This is a genomic window from Gluconobacter sp. R75690 (assembly GCF_015244525.1).
GTDB classification, from domain to species: domain Bacteria; phylum Pseudomonadota; class Alphaproteobacteria; order Acetobacterales; family Acetobacteraceae; genus Gluconobacter; species Gluconobacter potus.
Genome location: NZ_JABCQB010000002.1, coordinates 290,750 through 313,251 on the forward strand (window position 1 = coordinate 290,750; position 22,502 = coordinate 313,251).

Sequence of the window (22,502 nt, forward strand, 5' to 3'; positions counted from 1 at the left end):
ATGACTCAGGACAGCTATCCGCGGGACATGATCGGCTATGGCCGCACGCCGCCTGATCCGAAATGGCCGAATGGTGCGCGCATCGCCGTGCAGTTCGTCATCAATTACGAGGAAGGCGCGGAAAACTCGGTTCTGCATGGTGATGCGGGATCCGAAGCATTCCTGTCCGAAATGATCGGCACGAAATCCATCATTGGGGCGCGCTGTGCGCAGATGGAGAGTCTGTACGAATATGGAAGCCGGGCCGGGTTCTGGCGGCTGCGTCGTCTGTTCGATGAAGCCGGGATGCCGGTGACGGTGTTTGGCGTGGCGAAGGCGCTGGCCCGCAATCCGGATGCCGTGGCGGCCATGAAGGAGAGCGGCTGGGAGATTGCGTCCCATGGCCTGCGCTGGATCGATTATCAGGATTTTCCCGAAGACGTGGAGCGCGCGCATATCCGCGAGGCGATTGCGCTGCATACCGAAGTGACGGGTGAGCGGCCGCTCGGCTGGTACCAGGGGCGCACGAGCCCGAATACGGCGCGTCTGGTCGCGGAAGAAAGCGGCTTTGTTTACGACGCGGATTCCTATGCGGATGACCTGCCGTATTATGATCGGACCAATGGCCGTGCGCAGTTGATCGTGCCCTATACGCTTGATGCCAATGACATGAAGTTCGCGGCACTGAACGGCTTTACGGAAGGCGAGCAGTTCTTCGTCTATCTGCGTGATGCGTTTGACATGCTGTACCGCGAGGGCGGGCGGATGATGTCGGTCGGGCTGCATTGTCGTCTGGCGGGCAAGCCGGCGCGTGCGATGGGATTGCTGAAATTTCTGCAGCATATCCAGAAGCACGAGGATGTCTGGGTGGCGACACGGCTGGATATTGCGCGGCACTGGCTGGCTGTGCATCCGGTATGAACATTTCGGACGTTAATGCGCTGTCGGATGAAGCGTTTGTCGCGCAGTTCGGTGGGCTTTATGAACATTCCCCCTGGGTGGCGGAAGGGGCGCTGAAGGCGCGGCCTTTTGCGGATGTGGACGCGATGCTTTCCGCGTTTGCGCAGACTGTGCGCTCTGCCGGAGCGGAGGCACAGCTTGCGCTGGTGCGGGCGCATCCGGAGCTTGGGCACCGGGCCGGGATTGATCCGGATCTGACGGAACATTCCGCCTCGGAACAGGCTTCGGCCGGGCTGGATCGTCTGACGCCTGCGGAATATGAGCGCTTCCGGGGGCTGAATGACGCGTATCGCGCGCGGTTTTCCATGCCGTTCGTGATCTGCGTGCGCAAAGTGGCCGCACCCGGAAAAGCTGCGAAGACCGTCATTATGGATGAAATGGAGCGCCGTCTGGCTGGCACTCCCGAAAAGGAACTGACGGAGGCGCTGACGCAGATCGATGCCATTGCAGCACTTCGTCTGAAGGATCTGGTTGCGTCATGAGTTCTCTGTCCACGCATGTTCTTGATACGGTTTCCGGCAAGCCGGCTGCGGGCGTGAAGCTGCGTCTTCTGCAAGGAGAGCAGGTTCTGTTCGAAGGGCAGACGAATGCAGACGGGCGTTGCCCGGAACTGCGGGATGTTGCAGTTTCGAAAGGGACGTACTGTCTGGAATTCCGGATTGGCGATTACTTCAGAAAAGGCGGACAGGTCCTGTCCGATCCGCCATTCCTGGATGTGGTGCCGATCGTGTTCGGACTGGCGGCGGAGGCTCATGCGCATGTGCCACTGCTGGCGGCGCCGTTCGGATATTCCACCTATCGCGGAAGCTGAGGGCTTTTCATGACTGCCGAGAACGCCGCGACGACCGGTCTGCATCCCGTTGACGAGAAACTGCCGGTCTGGCGGCTTGGGGCCTATGGGTTGCAGCATGTGCTGGCGTTCTATTCGGCGGCGGTCATCGTGCCGATCCTTGTTGCGGGTGCGCTGCATCTGCCGCGCGAGACGCTGATCCATCTGATCGATGCGGATCTGTTCACCTGCGGGATTGCATCCCTGCTTCAGGCGGTGGGGTTCGGGCCGGTCGGGGTTCGGCTGCCGCTGTTGCAGGGTGTGACATTCACGGCCGTGGGGCCGATGATTGCCATTGGCTCTGCTGTCGGGGGCGGGACGCCGGGGCTTTTGTCCATTTACGGGTCCGTCATCGTGGCGGGGTTCGTCACGTTGCTGATGGCGCGGCATTTTGCGGGACTGGTACGGTTTTTCCCGCCGGTTGTGACGGGGTCCATCATTCTCATTATCGGTCTGGCGCTTTTGCCGGTCGCGGCGAATGACATTGTTTCGGGTGCCAGTCCGTCAGTCATGCAAGACCATGTTCCGCTGAGGAGCATCTGGTACGGGCTGGGGACACTGGCCTCCATTCTGGTGATCCAGCGCCTGTTCCGCGGGTTTATTGCCACGATTGCCGTGCTGATTGGGCTGGTTCTGGGAACACTGGTGGCCTGGATGCTGGGGGATGCGAATTTCGGGGATGTGGCATCTGCGCCGCTTTTGTCCATCACGCATCCGTTCTATTTCGGGATGCCGACATTTCATCCGGTCTCGATCCTGTCGATGGTGATCGTCATGACGATTTCCATGATCGAGACGATCGGCAACGTCTATGCGACGGGTGAAATCGTCGACAAGCCGATTACGTCCGAAGACATTGCCCGCACCTTGCGCGCCGATGGTATCGCGACCATGCTTGGTGGCGTGCTCAATTCCTTTCCCTATACGTGCTTTGCCGAAAATGTCGGTCTGGTGCGGATGACGGGGGTGAAGAGCCGCTGGGTCGTAGCGGCGGCGGCGGTCATTATGATGATGCTCGGCTGCCTGCCGCGTCTGGGTGCGCTGGTGGCTGCGGTGCCGCTGCCGGTTTTGGGGGGAGCGGCGCTGGCGATGTTCGCGACTGTGGCCGTCGTGGGCGTGCAGACGCTGTCACGGGTGGATTTCAACCGGCAGAGCAATGTGATTATTGTGGGGACCAGCATCGGGCTGAGCATGCTGGCGACGGCCCAGCCGCATATTTCCGATACGTTTCCGATGTGGGCGAAGATCGTGTTTGGCAGCGGGATTACGCTTGGGTCCCTGTCAGCGATCCTGCTGCATCTGATTTTCAACGTGAAACGGACGATTCACGAGGCGGCTCATGCGACGGATGTGCCGCGCGAGGCACTGATCGACGAGCGCATCCGGGAAGGGTGAGGTTCAGGGCTCTGCCCTGAAACCCGCCAAAGGCCGGGGGCCTCTCTGGACACCGATTCACAAAAACAGGGTGCAGGGATCGAGATCCCTGCCGGGCCCGGGCAGAGCCCGGAACGTCACGTCAGAACCCTGTCTGGGCGGAAAAATAGAAGCCCGTCTGATCCTTGTAGGTCGCGATCGTCCCCAGTGACACATAGGCGAGCGTAACGTTCAGGTGCTTGTTGACGAAATAGCTGGTGTAAACGTCGAACCAGTTGCTTTCGTCGGTGAAGCGCTGGTTGCGGGGTTTGGTGCGGTATTCGACGCCGACCACTAGGCCGGGAATGAAAGACGGCAGATAGCCGAGTGAACCCTCGAACTGGGCGTGATAATTGTTGTCCTTGTCACCGCCGAAACCGAGGATGCCCCACTGGTTGCCCTTGGTGAAGCGGACGGTGGTGTCGATCAGGATGCCGATTTTCGGGAACAGCTTGGTGACGGCGAGATAGGCGTCTCCGCCATCCGTGTGCATCGAGCCGACTTCGTGAATGACTTTGCCGTCACTGTCATGCTTGTACATGCCGCCGATGGCGACCTGCGGGATCAGGGTATTGTCCGCGACATGACCGAAGAGGCGGACCTTCGCACCCGCGACATCGAGATCGAACTGATAGCCGTTGCCGATGCCGAGTTTCGCTCCGGTGCCGCGGGTCTGGAAGAAGTTGTGGGTATAGGAAATCTCGACACGGTCAAAGAAGCCCATCGAGGCGCCGACATTCTGGTCCCAGTAGCTGGTGAGGTTCACATAGCTGTAGTGCATGGCCATGCCGGCGCTCTTGTTGGAGCCATAGCCGCCGATTGTGGCCCAGCTTGCGATGCCGCCGCCGCTCGCGCCTTCGAGTGAGGACAGGCCGCTGGTGCCGAGGGCGCGCTGTCCGTCAAAGAGGGTGCGGAACATGGACTGTCCGTTGCTGTTTCCGTCATCGCCCAGCGTGACCTGGGGTGTGGTGGTGCTGGTAGCGGCTTTGGCGTCCTGCCCCGTGATGAGGGTGCCGAGGGACAGAAGGGCTGTCATGGATGTCAGGATACGGAAAGACTGAGCAGCGGTTGGGAAACGGTGCATGATTCCTGCTTTTAAGTCGCGCGCCCGAAGAGGAGCTGGAGTATTCTCGCAGATGAAATACCTCTTGCTGTATTTACTGCCGCGAGACTGAAAAAATAATTAAGATAACCCTAGAGTTCAAAAATTTTCCCGTGTCAAAGAAAAACGGCACTCGATGCCACTTTAGAATTTGAGGTGTGTTCCAGAAACTTCAGACCGTGCTGCGTTTGTGCAGGAGTTCGCCGGCGACATAGGTGGCGGCGATGCTGCGGTCGTCCCCGAGCATGGTCAGGGCGAAGAGGCGGTCGGCGAGGGTTTCGGCGGTCCGGGCGCGGATTCGTCCAAGCGGCGTGGCAGCTGGATCGAAAACGCAGAGATCGGCGTAAAGACCGGGCCTGATACTGCCGATCCGGTCTTCGAGGCCGAGGGACTGCGCACCGCCAGCCGTAGCGAGCCAGAGCCCCTGTGCGGGATGGAGTTTTGTTTGAAGGCCCTGTGCGACCTTGTAGGCATCGGACAGGACCTGAAGCAGGGACAGGGCAGGCCCGGCGCCGATATCGCTGCCGATCCCGACATGGACGCGGTGTTCGGGGTTGAGAGCCTTGAAGAGCGGGAACGAGCCGCTGCCGAGGAACTGGTTCGAGCCGGGGCAGTGCGCGATGGAGCAGCCTGTGTCGTGGCAGCGCTGGAAATCGACTTCTTCGGCATGAACGGCATGGGCCAGGATCGCGCGTGGACGCAGGAGACCGGCCTTGTCGTACACGTCCAGATAGGAGGTGCGGTCGGGGAAGAGTTCGCGGACCCAGGCGATTTCCGAACGGTTTTCGAGCAGGTGGGTCTGCATGAACAGGTCGGGTTTCGTGGCGAGCAGGGCGCCAGCGAGATCGAGCTGTTCGGGGGTGCTGGTGGGGGCGAAGCGCGGCGTGACGGCATAAAGCTGCCGCCCGCGATTGTGCCAGCGGGTGATGAGTTCGGCGGACTGGTCATAGCCGCTCTGGGCGGTGTCGCGCAGGTTTTCGGGGGCGTTGCGATCCATCAGGACCTTGCCGGCGATCATGCAGGTGTTGAGGCGTTCGGATTCCTCGAAGAACGCGTCCACGGACTGGGGGTGGACGGTGCAGTACACGGCGGCCGTGGTGGTTCCGACGCGCAGGAGTTCGGCCAGGAACTGCCGGGCGACAGCGCGGGCATAGGTGATGTCGGCGTAGCGGGCTTCTGCGGGGAAGACGTAGTTTTCCAGCCATTCCAGAAGCTGCTCGCCGTAAGACGCGATGACCGGAAGCTGCGGGTAGTGGACATGCGTGTCGATCATGCCGGCGGAAATCAGCATGTCGGGATAGTGGTCCACGGCTGTTCCGTCGGGGATGGTGTCGCGCAGACTGTCCCAGGAGCCGGCGGCGGTGATGAGACCGTTTTCGGTCAGGATCAGGCCATCGGGCTCATGGTGCAGGGCGTCCATGGGGTCGGTGGTGAACGGATCGGCATGGAAGGTCAGGAAGGGGCCGCGGATGGCCCTGCGGGGAATTCTGCTCTGGGTCATGCGGTTACCTTACGCAGGGATTTCGGTGCGGGGAACGGGTTTGTGGGGCCGGGGCGGCTTGGCGGCCGGCATTGGCAGTCGGTGCGGGGCTGGCTTACAACACAGGCAGGAAGAACCGGCTCCTGGCGCGTTCTTCAGCATGAGCTCTGGAGTATCCGCCAATGATGCCGAATGATCCTGTTTCGCCGCCTGTTGCACTGGATGTGCCGGAAGGGCTTGCCGTTTCCGTGGACGGAAAGATGAGCGGTATGGATGCCGTGTCCGTTCCGGATAAGGCGGATGTGACGGATTCAGGCACCGGTGGTGATGATGGTTCAGCGGCTCCGGCGTCTGGCAGCATCGAAGGGCCTTATCTGGCTCCCCCGCGTGTGCCGGTTCTGGAAGGCGCGCGGGGTGTGCGGTTCGATTTCAATGATGGGGCGCGTGTCATGGTGCCGTCCCTGGAGCGCGATGGTGTGCCGTCGGGTTCGCAATGGCATGTGCGGCTTTCGGATCATGTGACTGGAAATGTGCTGTTCGATGCGCGTCTGAAGGGCGGCATGGTGGCATCCACCAAGAAGTTCTTCGTGCCGTTTCGGGTGGATGTCTGGCTGGAGCAGCCGGACGAGACGCCGGAGCAGGTGCTGCATCATGATCTGGCGCTGTCGGGGCGGCCGGTTCTGGTGCAGCTTCCGGTCGGAACGCTGGGCGATACGCTGGCCTGGCTGCCTGCGGTGCGGCGTCTGGCGCAGGAGAGCGGGGCGCAGGTGACGTGCTCGGTCTCCGAAGCGATTTTGCCGCTTGTGATGGACGCCAATCCGGAACTGACGCTCGTGGGGCATGACCGCCTGAAGGCGGAACTGGATTTCACGGCCCGGTTCTATGCAAGCTACAATATCGGGCTGTTTTTCGCGGATAAGGACCATACCCGCCAGCCGACGGATTTCCGTCATGTCGGGCTGCACCGGACGGCGGCTTATATCCTTGGCGTGGATCCCTGGAACGATGCGCCGCCGGGCATCACCATTCCCGATGGCGACATACCGCCCGTTGCCGAGCCGTATGTCGTGATTGCCACGCAGGCCAGTACGCAGTGCAAGTACTGGAATAATCCCGGTGGCTGGCATGAGGTGATCGCGTTTCTGAAAAAGGCGGGTTATCGCGTCATCTGCATTGACCAGAAGCCGTATCACGGTACGGGATATGTCTATAACCATATCCCGCACGGGGCCGAGGATCAGACCGGCAGCCGACCGCTGGCTGAGCGCGCACGCTGGCTGAAACATGCGAGCTTCTTTATTGGCCTGTCGAGCGGTCTGGCGTGGCTGGCGCATGCCGCGGGAACGCCGGTGGTGATGATTTCAGGGTTCACGCATCCGGACAACGAGTTCGCCACGCCTTATCGGGTCATCAACTGGCACACCTGCAATTCATGCTGGAATGATCCGGCGTTCCAGTTCGATCACAAGGACTTCTTCTGGTGCCCGCGGCACAAGGGGACGGACCGGCAGTTCGAGTGTTCCCGCCTGATTACCGGGACGCAGGTTATTCACACCATCAGGCGGCTGATGACGGATCGGGGACTTGCGGACGCAGAGCGTTGCGCGCCCGTAGCGGTATGAGCAGGGCTTCGATCAAGGCGCAGACATAGACCACCAGACCGAGTTCCATCACGAGCAGGATGCGGTGGCTGGAGGCATAGATCGTGGGGGAAAGGCCTGTCAGGAAGGTCACGGCGAACCCGCCCACCAGAAAGGACAGGACGGTGGGGGAGTCTTTCAGGGCCAGGGCGCACCACAGGATCGAGACGATCATGCACAGCGTCAGAAAAAACGCGACATAGGTATTCAGATACACCCAGTTCAGATCATAGATGAACCGGTCGCAGCGCAGGGCGGCGAGCATTTTCTGAAGGCCCGGACCGAAAGGCAGCATGAGCAGGATGTTGAGGAGCATCACACCCATGGCTGCCACGTCCTGAACGCCCCTGTTCCGTTTGACGAAAGCCAGGAAGCAGATGGACAGGATCAGGGCTGCGAGCAGGATATGATTGTCTGTGCTGACGCAGGCGCGATGGATGCGGTCGATCGCCAGCGAGAGTTTCTGGATCATGCCGAACTGGGGAAATTCGGGCAGCCAGTTGCTGATTTCCGCGACGTAACGGCGGCCATTTCCGGGGGCAGCCAGAACGGTTGCGGAAATGGCCGCGGCGATCGTCAGATAAAGGCCGCCATACAGGGACATGGTCCGGCGTCGAAGAGTGGAGACGGCCGTGCAGAAGAGCAGAAGCAGGGAGGACTGTTCGATTGAACAGCCGATGGGCAGGGCCGCGATGGACAGGATGCGCAGGGTTTTGCCTGCATCGTCATGGCGCAGGAAAACGCTGATTGAGAAGAAGGCGAAGGAAATCGGGAAGAGGTAATTGTAGAACCCCGAGAGCCAGTACACCGACTCTTCACACACATAATACGGCAGCAGCAGGAACAGACCCATGACCAGCAGGATTCCAATGCCGGGCCTGAGGACGGAGCGCAGGGTACAGGACCAGATCGCGTACGCCAGAAGAAGGGCACAGAACGGAATGAGGGCTCGCCAGAAGAGGGGATACTGGATGGTTTCAGCCAGGGCGCCTTCGATGAAGATCCTGCCGGACCATGTCATGTAGCGGATGTGCAGAAAGGACAGCAGGCTGGTGTGATCCAGCGCATGGTGGAACATGTCGTTGTCGATGAAGATCGATCTGTTGATCCGGGTGTTCATCCAGACTGTCGCGATCAGCAGAAAGACGATGAACGGGCTGTTCTTCAGGATCGTCGTCTTAAGAGCGGCAGGCATGGGACATCCTGTAAAGGCTGTGTCCTGAAATGATGTTCAGGTGAATGGTCGCTCCCGGTGTCATGCCGGCCGGCTTTCTGGCGGTTCCGGCAAAGCCGTATCGGTTGTGAAAGGCATTGGCCTCTGTATGGAGGGTCCGTGCGATATCGGGCCTTTCCTGAAGCCGGTAGGGGATGGAGAATTCTTTTTCTCCGTCTCCCACGGTGAGGATCAGGGTGGCTCCGTCGCCGGGCCAGATGTCTGAATGGATCCAGCCGGAAACGGAAATGGTGTTTCTCGCGATATGGCATTCTTCCACGAGGAATTTCATGGAAGGGTCGCTTGCCGGGGTGAAACTGTCCGGGTGGAAGGGCCGGTGCGCCGTCCAGGCATGACAGCAGGCAAGCGTCACGACCAGTGACAGGCCTACTCCGCACAGGAAAGCATATTTCCTCAGAAGCAGGAGCATCTGATCCAGTGGGGAAGGGTGTTTCATGGATCTGCTGCGCTGTTCGGGAAGGGGGTATTTCTGCCATTGGGGCTGTACGCTGTCCATCATGCCTTTCGGATATGGGGGAAGGCGGGGCTGGCATGACGGCTTTGGCCCTGATATCTGCGGGGCTGTCTTTTTCATCCGATCGCGGCTGTGTCTGCGGTCCCGGTCGCCGGATGCCTGCCTCATGTCCGATACTTTCGAGCCGATCCGCATTGTCGCGCTGTATCATTTCACGCCGTTCGCGGACCCTGCCGCATTGCGCGGGCCGTTGCTTGAGCTGTGCGAAAAGGAAGGGATCAAGGGCATCCTGCTTCTGGCGCGCGAGGGCATCAACGGCACGATTGCCGGGAAGGATGAGGGCATGGAGCGCGTGATGGCGCATATCCGTGCGCTGCCGGGCTGTGCGGATCTGGAGAGCAAGGACTCCCGCGCTCCGGAGCTACCGTTCCGTCGCATGAAAGTGCGGCTGAAAAAGGAAATCGTCACGATGGGCGAGCCGGATATCGATCCGCGTCAGGGCGTGGGGCGGTATGTGGCGCCCGAGGACTGGAATGCGCTGATTTCCGATCCGGATACGATCCTGATTGATACCCGCAATGATTACGAAGTGGCGATCGGGACGTTCAGGGGCGCGGAAGATCCCAAGACGAAATCCTTCCGCGAATTTCCCGAATGGTTCCGTAAGCGTCGGCAGGAACTGGAAGCGCAGGGTCGCCTGCCGAAGATCGCGATGTTCTGCACGGGGGGCATCCGTTGCGAGAAATCGACGTCCTTTGCGCGGGCGGAAGGTGTGGACGAGGTCTATCACCTCAAGGGCGGCATCCTGAAATATCTGGAGACCGTTCCGGAAGAAGAAAGCCTGTGGGAAGGCGAGTGCTTCGTGTTCGACCAGCGTGTGTCGGTGAAGCACGGGCTGGAGATCGGGACGCATGATGTCTGCCATGCCTGCCGTCGGCCGCTGAACGCACACGACAAGGCCTCGCCGCTGTTCGTGCAGGGGGTGTCGTGCCCGCATTGCCACAACGAGCGGACGGAAGAGCAGCGCCATCGTTATGCCGAACGTGAGCGTCAGGAAGCGCTGGCTCAGGCGCGGCGGGCCGGGCATCTGGGGGTTCGGCAGAAGTAAGTATGGACGGGCGGGAAAGCGAAGATACTCTCGCTGAAAGGGCTTCTAGCTTTCCCCGACGAGCAAAGCGGGAGTAGGATTTTCCCGAGAGGTGCGGACCCTGTTGCGGGACTGATATTGTCGACGCTGTTTTGTTATTTCGTACAAAACAATCCCTGAACTCGTACCCAGATTGAGACTTTCGATCATTCCAAACATGGGAATGGAGACGCATTGCCGGCTTCGTTGGGCGGCAATGTCGCTGATTCCTTTGGTTTCACTTCCGAACCAGACTGCCAGTTTGGCATGCTTGGTAAAATCGCCTTCGTCCAACGATACATTGGACATGCCCTTCCGATGGGGTGACGTGACAATCGAGACGAAGTGGTTTTTTTCCAAATGTGCGAGGCACTCTTCCGTGCTGTCAAAGCGCTTGACGAATGTCCATTTGACGGCGGAAACCGATAGCTTCGAGAGTTTTGGTTCGGTGCGTAACTCATTCCAGTCGTCCGAGAGAACCCCACGAGGGTCTATGACGTACACTTTTTCTGCGCCGAAAGCGTTCACGTTCCGGATGACAGTTCCAATATTTCGTGGGTTTTCCGGGTCTTCGATGACAACGATGAGGTTTTTGCAGCGGAAGTCTCGTATCGCGTCCGCCCTTTTTCGGGCGCGTGATTTGTCTGTCTGTTTGCGTTCGATCGTCACACTCAAGCCCTCACCGTACGGGCACCATATCTAGCGACGATGTCGGTTGGTGTCCAAAGTCCGGATCATGATGCATGGTCCTCCAGTAATGGAAGGCCATATATCATGATCTGTCGTCTTTTTAGTGTACTTTGAAAGACACGACCGGGTTCAGGCTTTGGTCTTGTTGCGGGACCCGGCGGGGCGGCCTCTGGGCTTCTTTTCAGTAGCTTTTTCCGCTGCCTTCTCTTTGGCGGCCTTTGCCTTTTTTGCGGCTGTGCGTTCGGCTTTTGGTGGCGGGAGGCTGGCGGCGAGCATGGCCTGTGTGATCTTGGTGGCCGTGACCTTGCGCGGCTGTCTTGCGCCCGGTGCGTCCAGTAGCGGAGCCAGGAAGCGGCCGGTATGGCTGGCCTTGCACGCGGCGATGTCTTCCGGCGTTCCGGCTGCGACGACCTGACCGCCGCCGTCGCCGCCTTCCGGGCCGATATCGATCAGCCAGTCGGCCGTCTTGATGACTTCCAGATTGTGCTCGATCACCAGAACCGTGTTGCCCTGATCGACGAGGGTGTGGAGTACTTCAAGCAGTTTGCGGACGTCTTCCGTGTGCAGGCCGGTCGTGGGCTCGTCGAGGATATAGACCGTGCGGCCGGTGGCGCGCTTGGCGAGTTCCTTCGACAGCTTGACGCGCTGGGCCTCACCGCCCGAGAGCGTGGTGGCCTGCTGGCCGAGGGCGACATAGCCCAGTCCGACCTGTTGCAGGATGGCCAGACGGTCGCGGATCTTGGGGGCGGCCTGAAAGAACGGCAGGGCCTCGTCCACAGTCATGGACAGCACGTCCGCGATGGACTTGCCGCGGAACTTCACGTCCAGCGTTTCGCGGTTGTATCGCGCGCCCTTGCAGGTGTCGCAGGTCACGTACACGTCCGGCAGGAAGTGCATCTCGATCTTGAGAACGCCGTCGCCCTGACAGGCTTCGCAGCGCCCGCCCTTCACGTTGAAAGAGAAGCGCCCCGGTTTGTAGCCGCGCGCCTTGGACTCGGGCAGTTCGGCGAACCAGTCGCGGATCGGGGCGAATAGATCCGTATAGGTCGCGGGGTTGGAACGCGGCGTGCGGCCGATCGGGGACTGGTCGATCTCGATGATCTTGTCGAGATTGTCCACGCCTTCCAGACGGTCATAGGGAAGCGGCGTCTGGCTCGATTTCATGAGCTGGCGGGACAGTGCCTTATACAGCGTGTCGATGACCAGCGTGGATTTGCCGCCGCCCGAGACGCCCGTGACGGCGATGAAGGTGCCGAGCGGAAAATCGACCGTCAGGTCCTTGAGGTTGTTCCCGCGTGCGCCGTGCAGAGTGAGCATGCCGCTGGGCTTGCGGCGTTCGGTCGGGACGGGAATGACCTTGCGGCCTGACAGATAGGCACCGGTGATGCTGTTGGGGTTTTTGGCGACTTCGGCCGGGGTGCCGACGGCGATGACCTCGCCGCCGAGCTTGCCCGCACCCGGTCCCATGTCGATCAGATAATCGGCGGCACGGATAGCGTCCTCGTCATGTTCGACGACGATAACAGTGTTGCCGAGGCGCTTGAGGCGGTCGAGCGTGCCGAGCAGGCGCTCGTTGTCGCGCTGATGTAGGCCGATGGAGGGCTCATCCAGCACATACAGCACGCCCGTCAGGCCCGAACCGATCTGCGATGCCAGACGGATGCGCTGGCTTTCGCCGCCGGACAGGGTCGCGGAACCGCGCGACAGGGTGAGGTAGTCCAGCCCGACATCATCGAGGAAGTGCAGACGGTCCGTGATTTCGCGCAGGATGCGACGGGCGATCTCGGCGCGCTGGGGCGTAAGGGTGGCTTCCACGGTGGAAAACCAGTCGAGCGCCTTGCGGATCGGCATGTCCGAGGCTTCGGCGATGTTCAGGTCCTTGACCTTCACGCATAGGGCTTCGGGCTTGAGGCGCGCACCATGGCAGGCATGGCACGGTTTTTCGGACTGGTAGCGGGAAAGCTCCTCGCGCACCCACATACTGTCCGTCTGGGCCATGCGGCGGCGCAGGTTCTTCAGCACGCCTTCGAACGGCTTGGTGATGATATGGACCTTCCCGCCATCGCTGTAGGGAATGTCGATCGGCTCTTTTGAACCGTTGATGATGAGGTCCTGCGTCGCGGGCTGAAGCTCGCTCCAAGGCGTGTTCATGTCATCGCCGCAATGGCGGGCAAGGGCGGCGAGCGTCTGGTCGTACCAGTCCGTGCTTGCGCCCTTCCAGGGGGCAATCGCGCCTTCCGCCAGTGTCAGGCTGTCATCCGGGACGATCAGGTCGGCGTCGAAATGCGTCTCGGTGCCGATGCCGTCACAGACCGGGCAGGCGCCCATCGGGGCGTTGAAGGAGAACAGGCGCGGCTCGATTTCCTCGATCGTGAAGCCGGACACGGGGCAGGCGAAGCGGGACGAGAACACGACATGCGCCGGGGCTTCTTTTTCCCCTGCACGTTTGACTTCCTCGGCGTAAGCCAGACCATCGGAGAGTTCGAGTGCGGTCTCAAAGCTGTCGGCCAGGCGGGATTCAATCCCTTCCTTGACGACGATCCGGTCCACCACGACCTCGACCGTGTGGCGCGTCTTGCGGTTCAGTTCCGGGGCTTCGGCGATTTCATACAGCTCACCGTCGATCTTCACGCGGGTAAAGCCCTTGCGAGTCAGTTCGGCGAGTTCGCGTTTGCAGTCGCCCTTGCGGTCCCGGACGACGGGGGCGAGCAGCATCAGGCGCATGCCGTCGGGCATGGCCATGACGCGGTCCACCATCTGGCTGACGGTCTGGGCTTCGATCGGCAGGCCGGTCGCAGGGGAATAGGGGATGCCCACGCGCGCCCAGAGCAGGCGCATGTAGTCATGGATTTCCGTGATCGTCCCCACGGTCGAGCGGGGGTTTTTGGATGTGGTTTTCTGCTCGATCGAGATGGCCGGAGAAAGGCCCTCGATGGAGTCCACATCCGGCTTGCCCATCAGTTCGAGGAACTGGCGGGCATAGGCGGAGAGGCTTTCCACATAGCGCCGCTGGCCCTCGGCATAGATCGTGTCGAAAGCCAGGGAGGATTTTCCGGAGCCCGAGAGACCCGTGATGATCGTCAGGGAATCACGGGGGATCGTGGCATCGATATTCTTGAGATTATGGGCGCGGGCCCCACGGACGCGGATCGAATGATTGTCTGGAAAGCTCACGGAGACCCCGGAATATGGAGAAAAGGCGATTGTGAAAGCTGAAACGCCCCAAGAAGGACGCTGGATCAATTATAGATGGGCGTTTAGGATAGGATGAAAAGAACAATTCGAGAAAATTGGTTGGGACGGGAATGGCAGGCAGCGTCAACAAGGTGATTCTGGTCGGAAATCTGGGCAAGGATCCGGAAGTCCGCAACACGCAGTCGGGGGCGAAGATCGTCAATCTGACCGTTGCGACGTCCGACACCTGGAACGACAAGCAGTCGGGGGAGCGCAAGGAGCGCACCGAGTGGCATCGCGTGGTGATCTTCAACGAGCGTACGGCCGATGTGGCCGAGCGGTATCTGCGCAAGGGCCGCAAGGTCTATATCGAGGGCGAACTCCGCACCCGCAAATGGACCGACCAGTCCGGTCAGGAAAAATACACGACCGAAGTTGTGATCGACCGGTTCCGTGGCGATCTGGTGTTGATCGACAGCAATCGCGGCGGTGGTGGCGATGATGGCGGTTTTGACAACGGTGGCGGCTATGGCGGGGGCGGCAATGGTGGCGGCTTTGGCGGTGGAAGCCGGGGCGGCTCGGGCGGTTTCGGTGGAGGATCCCGTGGAAGCGCCAGTGGTGCAGCGGGTGGTGGAAACCGCTCGGGTGGCAGCAATGGCGGCTGGGATGCCCCGCCGGACAACGATCTGGACGACGAAATCCCGTTCTGATCCTGTCAGGAAAACATGGGCCAATAAAAATGGTGGATGTCAGCCGACATCCGCCATGATTTCGTTCTCTGGGGTGCTGTAGATAAAGTCTTAGAAAATTGCGCGGTCCGGAATACTGGCCGGGTCGGGAGTCGTGACAGCAATGGCGTTCGCAAACTGGCTGCGTCCGTCCATTCCGCTGACAGTGCCGTTTGAACAGGCGGACAGGGTAAGTGCGCAGGATAATAACACTGCGTCGAATACCAGAACTGATTTCCTGATCATCATTTTTATTCTTCCTTTTCTGATCGTGACTACCTTACGATTGGGAAAAGGAAGAGTGAAATCTTATGTTCCTATCTTTTCATAAGCGCTGCTTATGATGTGCATTTCTGGAAAACGGCATAAAAAAGCCGGTGCATTCCTGCACCGGCTTTCGCAGTATTCCGCGTTTCAGCGAAAATCAGGCTTCGACATAAGCCTTGACGATAGTGTCGGGATCCTTGACCACGCCGCCTGCGCCCGAACCGCGCTTGAGCTGATCCACATATTCCATGCCTTCGATCACCTTGCCGACGATCGTGTACTGACCGTTCAGATGCGGACTGTCGGCGAACATGATGAAGAACTGGCTGTTGGCGGAGTGTGGGGCCATCGTGCGGGCCATGCCCACCGTGCCGCGCTCGAACTTGGCCTTGTCCGTGAATTCGGCCTTGAGGTCCGGATAGGAGCTGCCGCTCGTGCCGGTTCCCGTCGGATCGCCACCCTGGGCCATGAAGCCTTCGATCACGCGATGGAACGCCACGCCGTTATAGAAGCCTTCGCTGGCCAGACGCTTGAGGCGCTCGCATGCCAGCGGAGCCAAGTCAGGGCGCAGCTCGATGACGACCTTGCCAGTCTTGAGCTCGAAAACCAGCTTGTTGCCGTCGGGCACTGCAGTATCGGACATCTTGGAACCTTCCAGAAATCATTGAAGGCTCTTATGTCGGCCCTCGGCCCAGTTTCGACAAGACGATACGTGCAACATCTTCGCTGACGAAGGGAGAAATATCGCCCCCCAGCCGTGCGATTTCCTTCACGATCCTGCTGGCCGTGCTGCGATGTTCTTCAGAAGACAGCAGGAAGACCGTCTCGATTTCCGGAGCCAGACGACGCAGTGCACCGGAAAGCTGGCTCTCATAATCGAAATCGCCCCCGGATCGCAGCCCGCGCACGACTGTGCCTGCCCCCGCCTGACGGACGGCATCGACCAGCAGCGTATCGAAGCCGATAACCTCGATCCGCTCCCCGTGTGGCAGCTTGTCCACTTCATGCCGCAAAGCGGCAAGGCGCGCATCCAGATCCAGAAGCGGCTGCTTGCCTTCATTGACCGCTACGCCGACCAGAAGCCGGTCGAACAGGGCCGAAGCCCTGTGGATGATGTCGAGATGCCCGAACGTGACCGGATCGAACGTGCCGGGATAGAACCCGACACGGGGATCGGTCGGCACGTCAGGCCTCAGGTGCAGCATCGTCACCAGCGGGGGGCGCTTCGGAAGTGGTTTCGGAGGCGCCTGCCTCGCCAATCACCTTGGCACCAGCTTCGGAGCCTTCGTCGGTATCACCCTCTTCCGTGTCGTCTTCCAGAACCGGGAACACGCAGATGACCGTCTCGCTGTCATTCAGGCGGAACAGCGTCACACCGCTGGCCTGACGGGCCATGACGCGGACCTGCGAGACCGGCAGGCGGATCAGGCGGCCCGTATCCGTAACCAGCATGACGTCCGTGCCGTCCAGCGTTGGCAGCGTGCCCACCACTTCCTTGCCGCGACGGTTCGCGGAGAAGGTCATGTTGGTGATGCCCTGACCGCCACGGCCTGACACACGGTAATCATAAGCCGAGGAGCGCCGGCCATAGCCGCCATCAGTGACGGTCAGAAGGATTTCCTCCTGCTGCTCCAGCTCCTCGAAACGCTCCTGCGTCAGGTCGCCCGCGATTTCGACGGTTTCCTCGTCACCGGAAACGGTTTCGTCCTCGGCGCTATCGTCCAGGGCGGCATTTTCGGCGCGGCGCTTGGCATTGGCCATGCGCAGATAAGCCGCGCGTTCCTCGACGCTGGCATCCACGTGATTGAGGATGCACAGCGAGATGACCGCATCGCCCTCGCCCAGACGGATGCCGCGCACGCCCGTGCTGCCACGGCCGGCGAACACACGCAGGGTCTCGTCCGTGATCTGGAAGCGGATGCAGCGCGCGTTTTTTGTCGCCAGGAACACGTCCTGACCTTCACGGCAGGTTGCCACGCCGATGAGGGAATCCCCCTCATCCAGTTTCATGGCGATCAGGCCGGAAGCGCGGATATTGCGGAAATCGCTCAGACGGTTCCGGCGCACATTGCCGCTGGCCGTGGCGAAAGCGAGGTGCAGGTCGTCCCACAGCTCCTCATCCTGCGGCAGCGGCAGGACGGCCGTGATGGAGTCCGTTCCCAGTTCCGGCAGCAGGTTGACCAGCGCGCGGCCCTTGGCGGTCGGTGCGGCTTCCGGCAGATGCCAGACCTTCATCCGGTAGGCCTTGCCGCCCGAGGAGAAGAACATCACCCACTGATGGGTATGGGCGTTGAAGCTGCGGACGATTACGTCATCGCCCCGGCGCCCGGACGCCGTACGGCCACGGCCGCCACGGTTCTGGGAGCGGAAAATTTCAAGCGGGGTGCGCTTGATGAAGCCGTCACGTGTGATGGTGACAACCATCTGGCCCGGCTCGATCAGGCTTTCGTCGGTCTGATCACCCAGTGCATCGGAGATTTCCGTTGCACGCGGGGTCGCAACTTCCGCGCGGGCCGCCAGAAGCTCCTCGCGCATGACTTCCATCCGGCGCGGACGGCTTTCGATGATCTGGAGCAGCTCGCCGATTTTGTGGGCGACTTCTCCGAGTTCGCCCTGGATCTTCTCGCGTTCCAGACCCGTCAGGCGCTGCAGGCGCAGTTCGAGGATGCCGCGGGCCTGGGCTTCTGTAAGGCGGACTTTGCCATCAATGATGACATTGCCCTCGTCATGGATCAGTTCCAGCAGCGGGATGACTTCCGAAGCGTCCCACTCGCGGGCCATCAGCGATTCACGGGCCGTGGCGGCGTCCGGGGCGGCGCGGATCAGCGCGATGACTTCGTCGATATTGGCAACGGCCAGAACCAGACCGACCAGCAGATGTCCGCGGTCGCGGGCCTTGTTCAGATCGAAGCGGGCGCGGCGCAGGATGACTTCCTCGCGGAAGCGCAGGAAGGCTTCCAGGATGTCCTTGAGCCCCATCGTCCGCGGCTTGCCGTCATCGAGCGCCAGCATGTTGGCGCTGAAGGATGTCTGAAGCTGCGTGAAGCGGTAGAGCTGGTTCAGAACCACATCCGGGGTTGCATCGCGCTTGAGCTCGATGACAACACGCATGCCCGAGCGGTCGGACTCGTCGCGGATGTCGGAAATGCCTTCGATTTCCTTGGACCGCACCAGATCGGCGATCTTTTCCTGCAACGTGGCCTTGTTTACCTGATACGGGATCTCGGTGATGATGATGGCCTGACGGTCTTTGCGGATCTCCTCGATCTCGGCGCGGGCGCGCACCGGGATGGAGCCGCGACCCGTCTCATAGGCGCGACGGATGCCGCTGCGGCCCATGATGATGCCGCCCGTCGGGAAATCCGGCCCCGGGATGATCTGCATCAGTTCGTCGAGTTCGATGGCCGGATTGGCGATCATGGCCAGTGTAGCGTCGATGACCTCACCCGGATTATGCGTCGGGATGTTGGTTGCCATGCCGACGGCAATACCGGCCGCTCCATTGACGAGCAGGTTCGGGAAGACTGCGGGCAGGACCTTCGGTTCGTTCTCGCTCTCGTCGTAGTTCGGCTGGAAATCGACGGTATCGCGGTCGATATCGTCCAGCAGGAAGGACGAGGCCTTGGCCAGGCGGGCCTCAGTGTAACGCATGGCGGCCGGGCTGTCGCCATCGACCGAACCGAAATTACCCTGACCGTCGATCAGCTTGACGCGCATGGACCAGTGCTGCGCCATCCGGACCATGGCGTCATAGATCGAGCTGTCACCATGCGGATGGTATTTACCCATCACGTCACCGACGGCACGGGCTGACTTGCGGTAGGGCTTGTCGGCCGTGAAGCCGCTTTCGCGCATGGCATAGAGAATACGGCGATGAACCGGCTTCAGACCGTCCCGCACATCCGGCAGCGCACGCGATACGATCACGGACATCGCATAGGCCAGATAGGAGGAGCGCATTTCCTCCTCGATCGTCACAGGAAGACGGCCGGAAGGGGTCAGATCAGTCGGCTCGGTCAGCTCGGTCAAGACAGGTCACCACGCTAGAATTCAGTTGTCCCAGCATACCGCATGCATCGCCGACACGCCACACCCGCCTCCCGGAGGAGGCTCTTCCGTCGCGGAAACCCTGTTCCCTCATGAGACAGGAAATGTCACGCGCCCGTAAAGATTCACGAATGTGCGCAGAATACGGATTTGTTTGCATATTATTAACTTGCGCGGCTTATTTGAAAAAGTTAGCAATTAACAAACACGTCCCGGCGAGTCTCTGCCGGAAATCTTTTTGGAAGATCTCATGATGGCCGATACGACCAATGGAACCGACGACGTTACCTGCAGCAGCGAAACCAGCTTTCACCAGCACGATTATGCCTGGCGCTGGGTCGGTCCCGCCACGGGTGGCGACTGGTCGGATCCAAACAATTGGGTTCTGACCGATGCCGGCAAGACGGTGGACACGACGGACGGATCTTTCAGCGGCGATGCCATTCCGCAGAGCGAGCAGAACGCTGACGTCAATGTTGGTTATTCCGGCAGTACTACGCCGAGCGTGGTTGTCTCGAATGCCGTACTTTACAATCAGATCCGCAGCCTCAGCGTCTGGCAGAACAGCACCCTGAAGATCACCGCACAGGGTGGAAATGGAAACGTTTTCGCAACGGCCGGTCTGGAAAACTACGGCACGATCATCATCGATACTCCGTCCAGGGTCGAACTTGGGGGCGTGACGACGGGTGACGGCACCCTGACGATCATGAACAACGACGGGAACGTGACGCTTGATGACGCGCACCTGAACAACGATACGCTGAACCTGGTCAACTCGACCCTCGGGACCGTGGACTCTCCTGTTACGATTTCCGGCGGTACGATCAACCTCCAGCAGAACAGCACACTCGTTGCGGACCTGTATGGTGAAGGCTCCACGCTCAATGTCGATCCGGCAAGCGTCAACACCATCTATGTCAACGATCGCAACTCCAACAGCAGCGGCTCCGTACAGGGTACTGTCATCAATGGCGTGTCCGAAAACACCCATTTCGGCATCCTGAGCGGTTCTTCCAAGCCGACCTCTGCCACCTACACCGAAAATTCCGACGGGTCCTACACCCTGACGATCAAGCTCGATGACGGTCATTCCATCACTTACCCCACGGTCAATGTCGCAGACGGCTTTACGCCCGCGGCCCAGGCCACGATCGTCCAGGATGGATCGAATGGCTGGCTGATCGAAGATGTCGGTACGGCAACGGCTTCAGCCTCTTACGCGACGAGCGACCTCCACCAGCAGATGGCTTCGACGGCCGCTGCCGCAGCCAGCGCCGGTGGTGACGCCTCGCAGTACAGCAGCAATGCCGTCAGCTTCCATCAGCATGATGATGCATGGCGCTGGACCGGCCCGGCAACGGGTGGTGACTGGTACGATCCGAGCAACTGGACGCTGTATGACGGCCAGGGCCATGTCGTTGATACGACAGGCAACTCCTTCAACGGTAATGCCATTCCGCAGAGCGAGCAGAATGCTGACGTCAATGTCGGTTATTCCGGCAGCACCACGCCGAGTGTGGTTGTCGCCAATGCACCGTCCTATAACCAGATCCGCAGCCTTAGCGTCTGGCAGAACAGCACGCTGGAAATCACGGCACAGGGCGGCAGCAACTACAGCGGCTATGTTTTTGCTACGGCCGGTTTCGAGAACGATGGTACGATCCTGATCAACACCCCGTCGAAGGTCGAACTCGGCGGCGTCACCATGAACCGTGACGACGGCACGATCACGATCATGAACAATGACAACAACGTCGTGTTCGATGGAAACAGCGTTAACAACGGTGGCACGATCAACCTGATCAATGCCACGCTGGGAACCGCTACGAACCCGATCTGGATCAATGGCGGGGCGGTCAGCCTGGCGCAGGGCAGCAGCCTGTTTCTGAATCCGAGTGAGAATATCAGCACCATCACTGTTGATCCGAATTCGGTGAACACGCTGTATGTTGAAGCCAACGGCTTCCTGCACAACAACGATGCCAACAACCAGAGTGTTGTGGTCAACGGTGTGTCCGCCAACACGCATTTCGGGATCTCGGGTGTGTCTTCCGCTCCGACGGCCGCCACCTACACGCCCAATGACGACGGGTCCTACACCCTGACAGTCACGCTGGCGGACGGTCGCGTGCTGACCTATGGCGATATCCACACGGCTGACGGCTTCACGCCTGCTGCCACGGCATCCATCGTCCAGGATGGTACCAATGGCTGGGTTGTCGAAGACAACGGCGTCACGACCTGCTTCCTCGCAGGCAGCATGATCCGCACGCCGGAAGGCGATGTCGCTGTCGAGAGCCTGCGTCTGGGCAGCACGGTCCTGGCCTTCGTGAACGGTGAAGCCGTGGAGCGGCCCGTGACCTGGGCTGGCCGCGCGCACATGGTTGCCAAGGCTGGTCTGGGCGATGCCGAAGCCGGTTATCCGGTCCGCATCCTGAAGGACGCGCTCGCCGAGGGTGTGCCTTACAAGGACATGCTGGTCACCCCGGAACACTGCCTGTTCCTGAATGGTGGTTTCGTTCCGGCCCGTATGCTCGTGAACGGTCGCTCCGTGATCTATGATCGCTCCCTGCCGTCCTACGATTACTTCCATGTGGAAACGGCGGAGCACTCAGTCATCATGGCGGACGGCATGATGACTGAAAGCTATCTCGATACCGGAAACCGTCAGGCGTTCCGCCAGAGTGGTTCGGTGGTGTCGTTCGGTGGCCGCGAGCGCAACTGGAACGATGATGCGGCAGCCCCGCTGGTTGTCAGCCGCGAGATGGTCGAGCCGATCTTCCGTGAGATCGAGGCCCGCGCCATCGAAGCCGGTCTTGAGAACACCATCGAGGTTCCGACCTTGACCGAAGAGTCTGGTCTGCACCTTGTCACCCGCACCGGCCAGACCATCCATCAGGTCCGGACGGCCAATGGTCGATCGATGTTCATGATCCCATCCGGCGTGACGGAAGTGCGCCTCGTGTCCCATACCTTCCGTCCGAGCGAGACGGTCGGGCCGTTCGTGGATGATCGTCGTCAGCTCGGTGTGCTGGTTGGTGAAGTCACGCTGTTCGACTCGGGCAACACGATCCGCATCGATCAGCATCTGACCGATGCCGGCCTGGCGGGCTGGGATGTTCAGGACGATGCGGCTGCCCGCTGGACCAATGGCAACGCTGTGCTGTCCCTGACGGCCCGTCAGCCGAACAGCCTCGGCATGCTGGCCATTCAGGTTCTGGCCGGAGGTCCGTACCTGCTGGCTTCTGGAGGTGAAGTCGACACGGCTCAGACCGCCTGAGACCAGACCGCCTGAAACGGAAAAAGTCCCATCCCTTCGGGGGTGGGGCTTTTTTTGTCCATTCTCCCCGGGTGGGTGTAGGGCACGGCCTCAACG

Annotated in this window: 17 protein-coding genes; 8 read left to right on the forward strand and 9 right to left on the reverse strand. The window is 60.5% G+C overall.

Annotated features, from left to right (window positions below):
- Genes puuE through HKD27_RS03700 form a run of 4 tightly spaced genes read left to right on the forward strand, consistent with a single transcriptional unit; the run spans position 1 to position 3,163 of the window.
- Positions 1 to 900, forward strand: coding sequence for an allantoinase PuuE (gene puuE / locus HKD27_RS03685; protein ID WP_194688432.1), 900 nt, complete (start codon positions 1 to 3; stop codon positions 898 to 900).
- Positions 897 to 1,421 (forward strand): 2-oxo-4-hydroxy-4-carboxy-5-ureidoimidazoline decarboxylase, encoded by a 525-nt coding sequence (uraD, locus tag HKD27_RS03690; RefSeq protein ID WP_194688431.1) that lies wholly within the window; start codon positions 897 to 899, stop codon positions 1,419 to 1,421. The genes puuE and uraD overlap by 4 nt, the downstream gene beginning before the upstream one ends.
- Complete coding sequence (gene uraH / locus HKD27_RS03695) at positions 1,418 to 1,750, forward strand: hydroxyisourate hydrolase (RefSeq protein ID WP_041111445.1); 333 nt, start codon at positions 1,418 to 1,420, stop codon at positions 1,748 to 1,750. The genes uraD and uraH overlap by 4 nt, the downstream gene beginning before the upstream one ends.
- A gap of 9 nt (positions 1,751 to 1,759) precedes the next feature.
- Entirely contained in the window at positions 1,760 to 3,163 is a 1,404-nt protein-coding gene (locus tag HKD27_RS03700; RefSeq protein WP_194688430.1) for a nucleobase:cation symporter-2 family protein, read from the forward strand.
- Positions 3,164 to 3,284: 121 nt separating this feature from the next.
- On the opposite strand, the gene HKD27_RS03705 is transcribed toward HKD27_RS03700, so the two are convergent.
- Together HKD27_RS03705 and guaD are read right to left on the reverse strand one after the other, a co-directional pair.
- Positions 3,285 to 4,265 carry a DUF3034 family protein gene (locus HKD27_RS03705; protein ID WP_062459404.1) on the reverse strand — a complete coding sequence of 327 codons (981 nt, stop codon included), beginning with the start codon at positions 4,263 to 4,265 and terminating at the stop codon, positions 3,285 to 3,287.
- 190 nt (positions 4,266 to 4,455) lie between these two features.
- Positions 4,456 to 5,784 carry a guanine deaminase gene (gene guaD, locus HKD27_RS03710; protein WP_194688429.1) on the reverse strand — a complete coding sequence of 443 codons (1,329 nt, stop codon included), beginning with the start codon at positions 5,782 to 5,784 and terminating at the stop codon, positions 4,456 to 4,458.
- A gap of 248 nt (positions 5,785 to 6,032) precedes the next feature.
- Here guaD and HKD27_RS03715 point away from each other — a divergent pair, with 248 nt between their 5' ends.
- Entirely contained in the window at positions 6,033 to 7,385 is a 1,353-nt protein-coding gene (locus tag HKD27_RS03715) for an autotransporter strand-loop-strand O-heptosyltransferase (RefSeq protein ID WP_370544226.1), read from the forward strand.
- Here HKD27_RS03715 and HKD27_RS03720 read toward each other — a convergent pair.
- Positions 7,321 to 8,598 carry a hypothetical protein gene (locus HKD27_RS03720; protein ID WP_194688428.1) on the reverse strand — a complete coding sequence of 426 codons (1,278 nt, stop codon included), beginning with the start codon at positions 8,596 to 8,598 and terminating at the stop codon, positions 7,321 to 7,323. The two genes, HKD27_RS03715 and HKD27_RS03720, sit on opposite strands and share 65 nt — an antisense overlap.
- Positions 8,582 to 9,073 (reverse strand): hypothetical protein, encoded by a 492-nt coding sequence (locus tag HKD27_RS03725; RefSeq protein ID WP_194688427.1) that lies wholly within the window; start codon positions 9,071 to 9,073, stop codon positions 8,582 to 8,584. Before HKD27_RS03725 ends, HKD27_RS03720 begins: the two co-directional genes overlap by 17 nt.
- Positions 9,074 to 9,257: 184 nt before the next feature.
- Here HKD27_RS03725 and HKD27_RS03730 point away from each other — a divergent pair, with 184 nt between their 5' ends.
- Positions 9,258 to 10,199, forward strand: a complete 942-nt coding sequence (locus tag HKD27_RS03730) for a rhodanese-related sulfurtransferase (protein ID WP_194688426.1) — start codon at positions 9,258 to 9,260, stop codon at positions 10,197 to 10,199.
- 45 nt (positions 10,200 to 10,244) lie between these two features.
- On the opposite strand, the gene HKD27_RS03735 is transcribed toward HKD27_RS03730, so the two are convergent.
- Both HKD27_RS03735 and uvrA read right to left on the reverse strand, forming a co-directional pair.
- On the reverse strand, positions 10,245 to 10,886 hold the full coding sequence (locus HKD27_RS03735) for a TrmH family RNA methyltransferase (protein WP_370544222.1): 642 nt from the start codon (positions 10,884 to 10,886) through the stop codon (positions 10,245 to 10,247).
- A gap of 150 nt (positions 10,887 to 11,036) precedes the next feature.
- A complete protein-coding gene (gene uvrA, locus HKD27_RS03740) occupies positions 11,037 to 14,081 on the reverse strand; it encodes an excinuclease ABC subunit UvrA (protein WP_194688425.1) in 3,045 nt (1,014 codons plus the stop codon).
- A gap of 131 nt (positions 14,082 to 14,212) precedes the next feature.
- Between uvrA and ssb the strand changes: the two genes are divergently transcribed.
- On the forward strand, positions 14,213 to 14,791 hold the full coding sequence (ssb, locus tag HKD27_RS03745) for a single-stranded DNA-binding protein (protein ID WP_194688424.1): 579 nt from the start codon (positions 14,213 to 14,215) through the stop codon (positions 14,789 to 14,791).
- 442 nt (positions 14,792 to 15,233) lie between these two features.
- On the opposite strand, the gene HKD27_RS03750 is transcribed toward ssb, so the two are convergent.
- Genes HKD27_RS03750 through gyrA form a run of 3 tightly spaced genes read right to left on the reverse strand, consistent with a single transcriptional unit; the run spans position 15,234 to position 19,096 of the window.
- Positions 15,234 to 15,719, reverse strand: coding sequence for a peptidylprolyl isomerase (locus HKD27_RS03750; protein ID WP_194688423.1), 486 nt, complete (start codon positions 15,717 to 15,719; stop codon positions 15,234 to 15,236).
- 31 nt (positions 15,720 to 15,750) lie between these two features.
- The gene (gene coaD, locus HKD27_RS03755) at positions 15,751 to 16,281 is read right to left on the reverse strand and encodes a pantetheine-phosphate adenylyltransferase (protein ID WP_194688422.1); all 531 of its coding nucleotides are present in this window, start codon (positions 16,279 to 16,281) and stop codon (positions 15,751 to 15,753) included.
- The gene (gene gyrA, locus HKD27_RS03760) at positions 16,262 to 19,096 is read right to left on the reverse strand and encodes a DNA gyrase subunit A (protein ID WP_370544227.1); all 2,835 of its coding nucleotides are present in this window, start codon (positions 19,094 to 19,096) and stop codon (positions 16,262 to 16,264) included. Before gyrA ends, coaD begins: the two co-directional genes overlap by 20 nt.
- A gap of 277 nt (positions 19,097 to 19,373) precedes the next feature.
- Between gyrA and HKD27_RS03765 the strand changes: the two genes are divergently transcribed.
- Positions 19,374 to 22,406 carry a Hint domain-containing protein gene (locus HKD27_RS03765; protein ID WP_228518289.1) on the forward strand — a complete coding sequence of 1,011 codons (3,033 nt, stop codon included), beginning with the start codon at positions 19,374 to 19,376 and terminating at the stop codon, positions 22,404 to 22,406.
- The last annotated feature ends 96 nt before the right edge of the window (positions 22,407 to 22,502 follow it).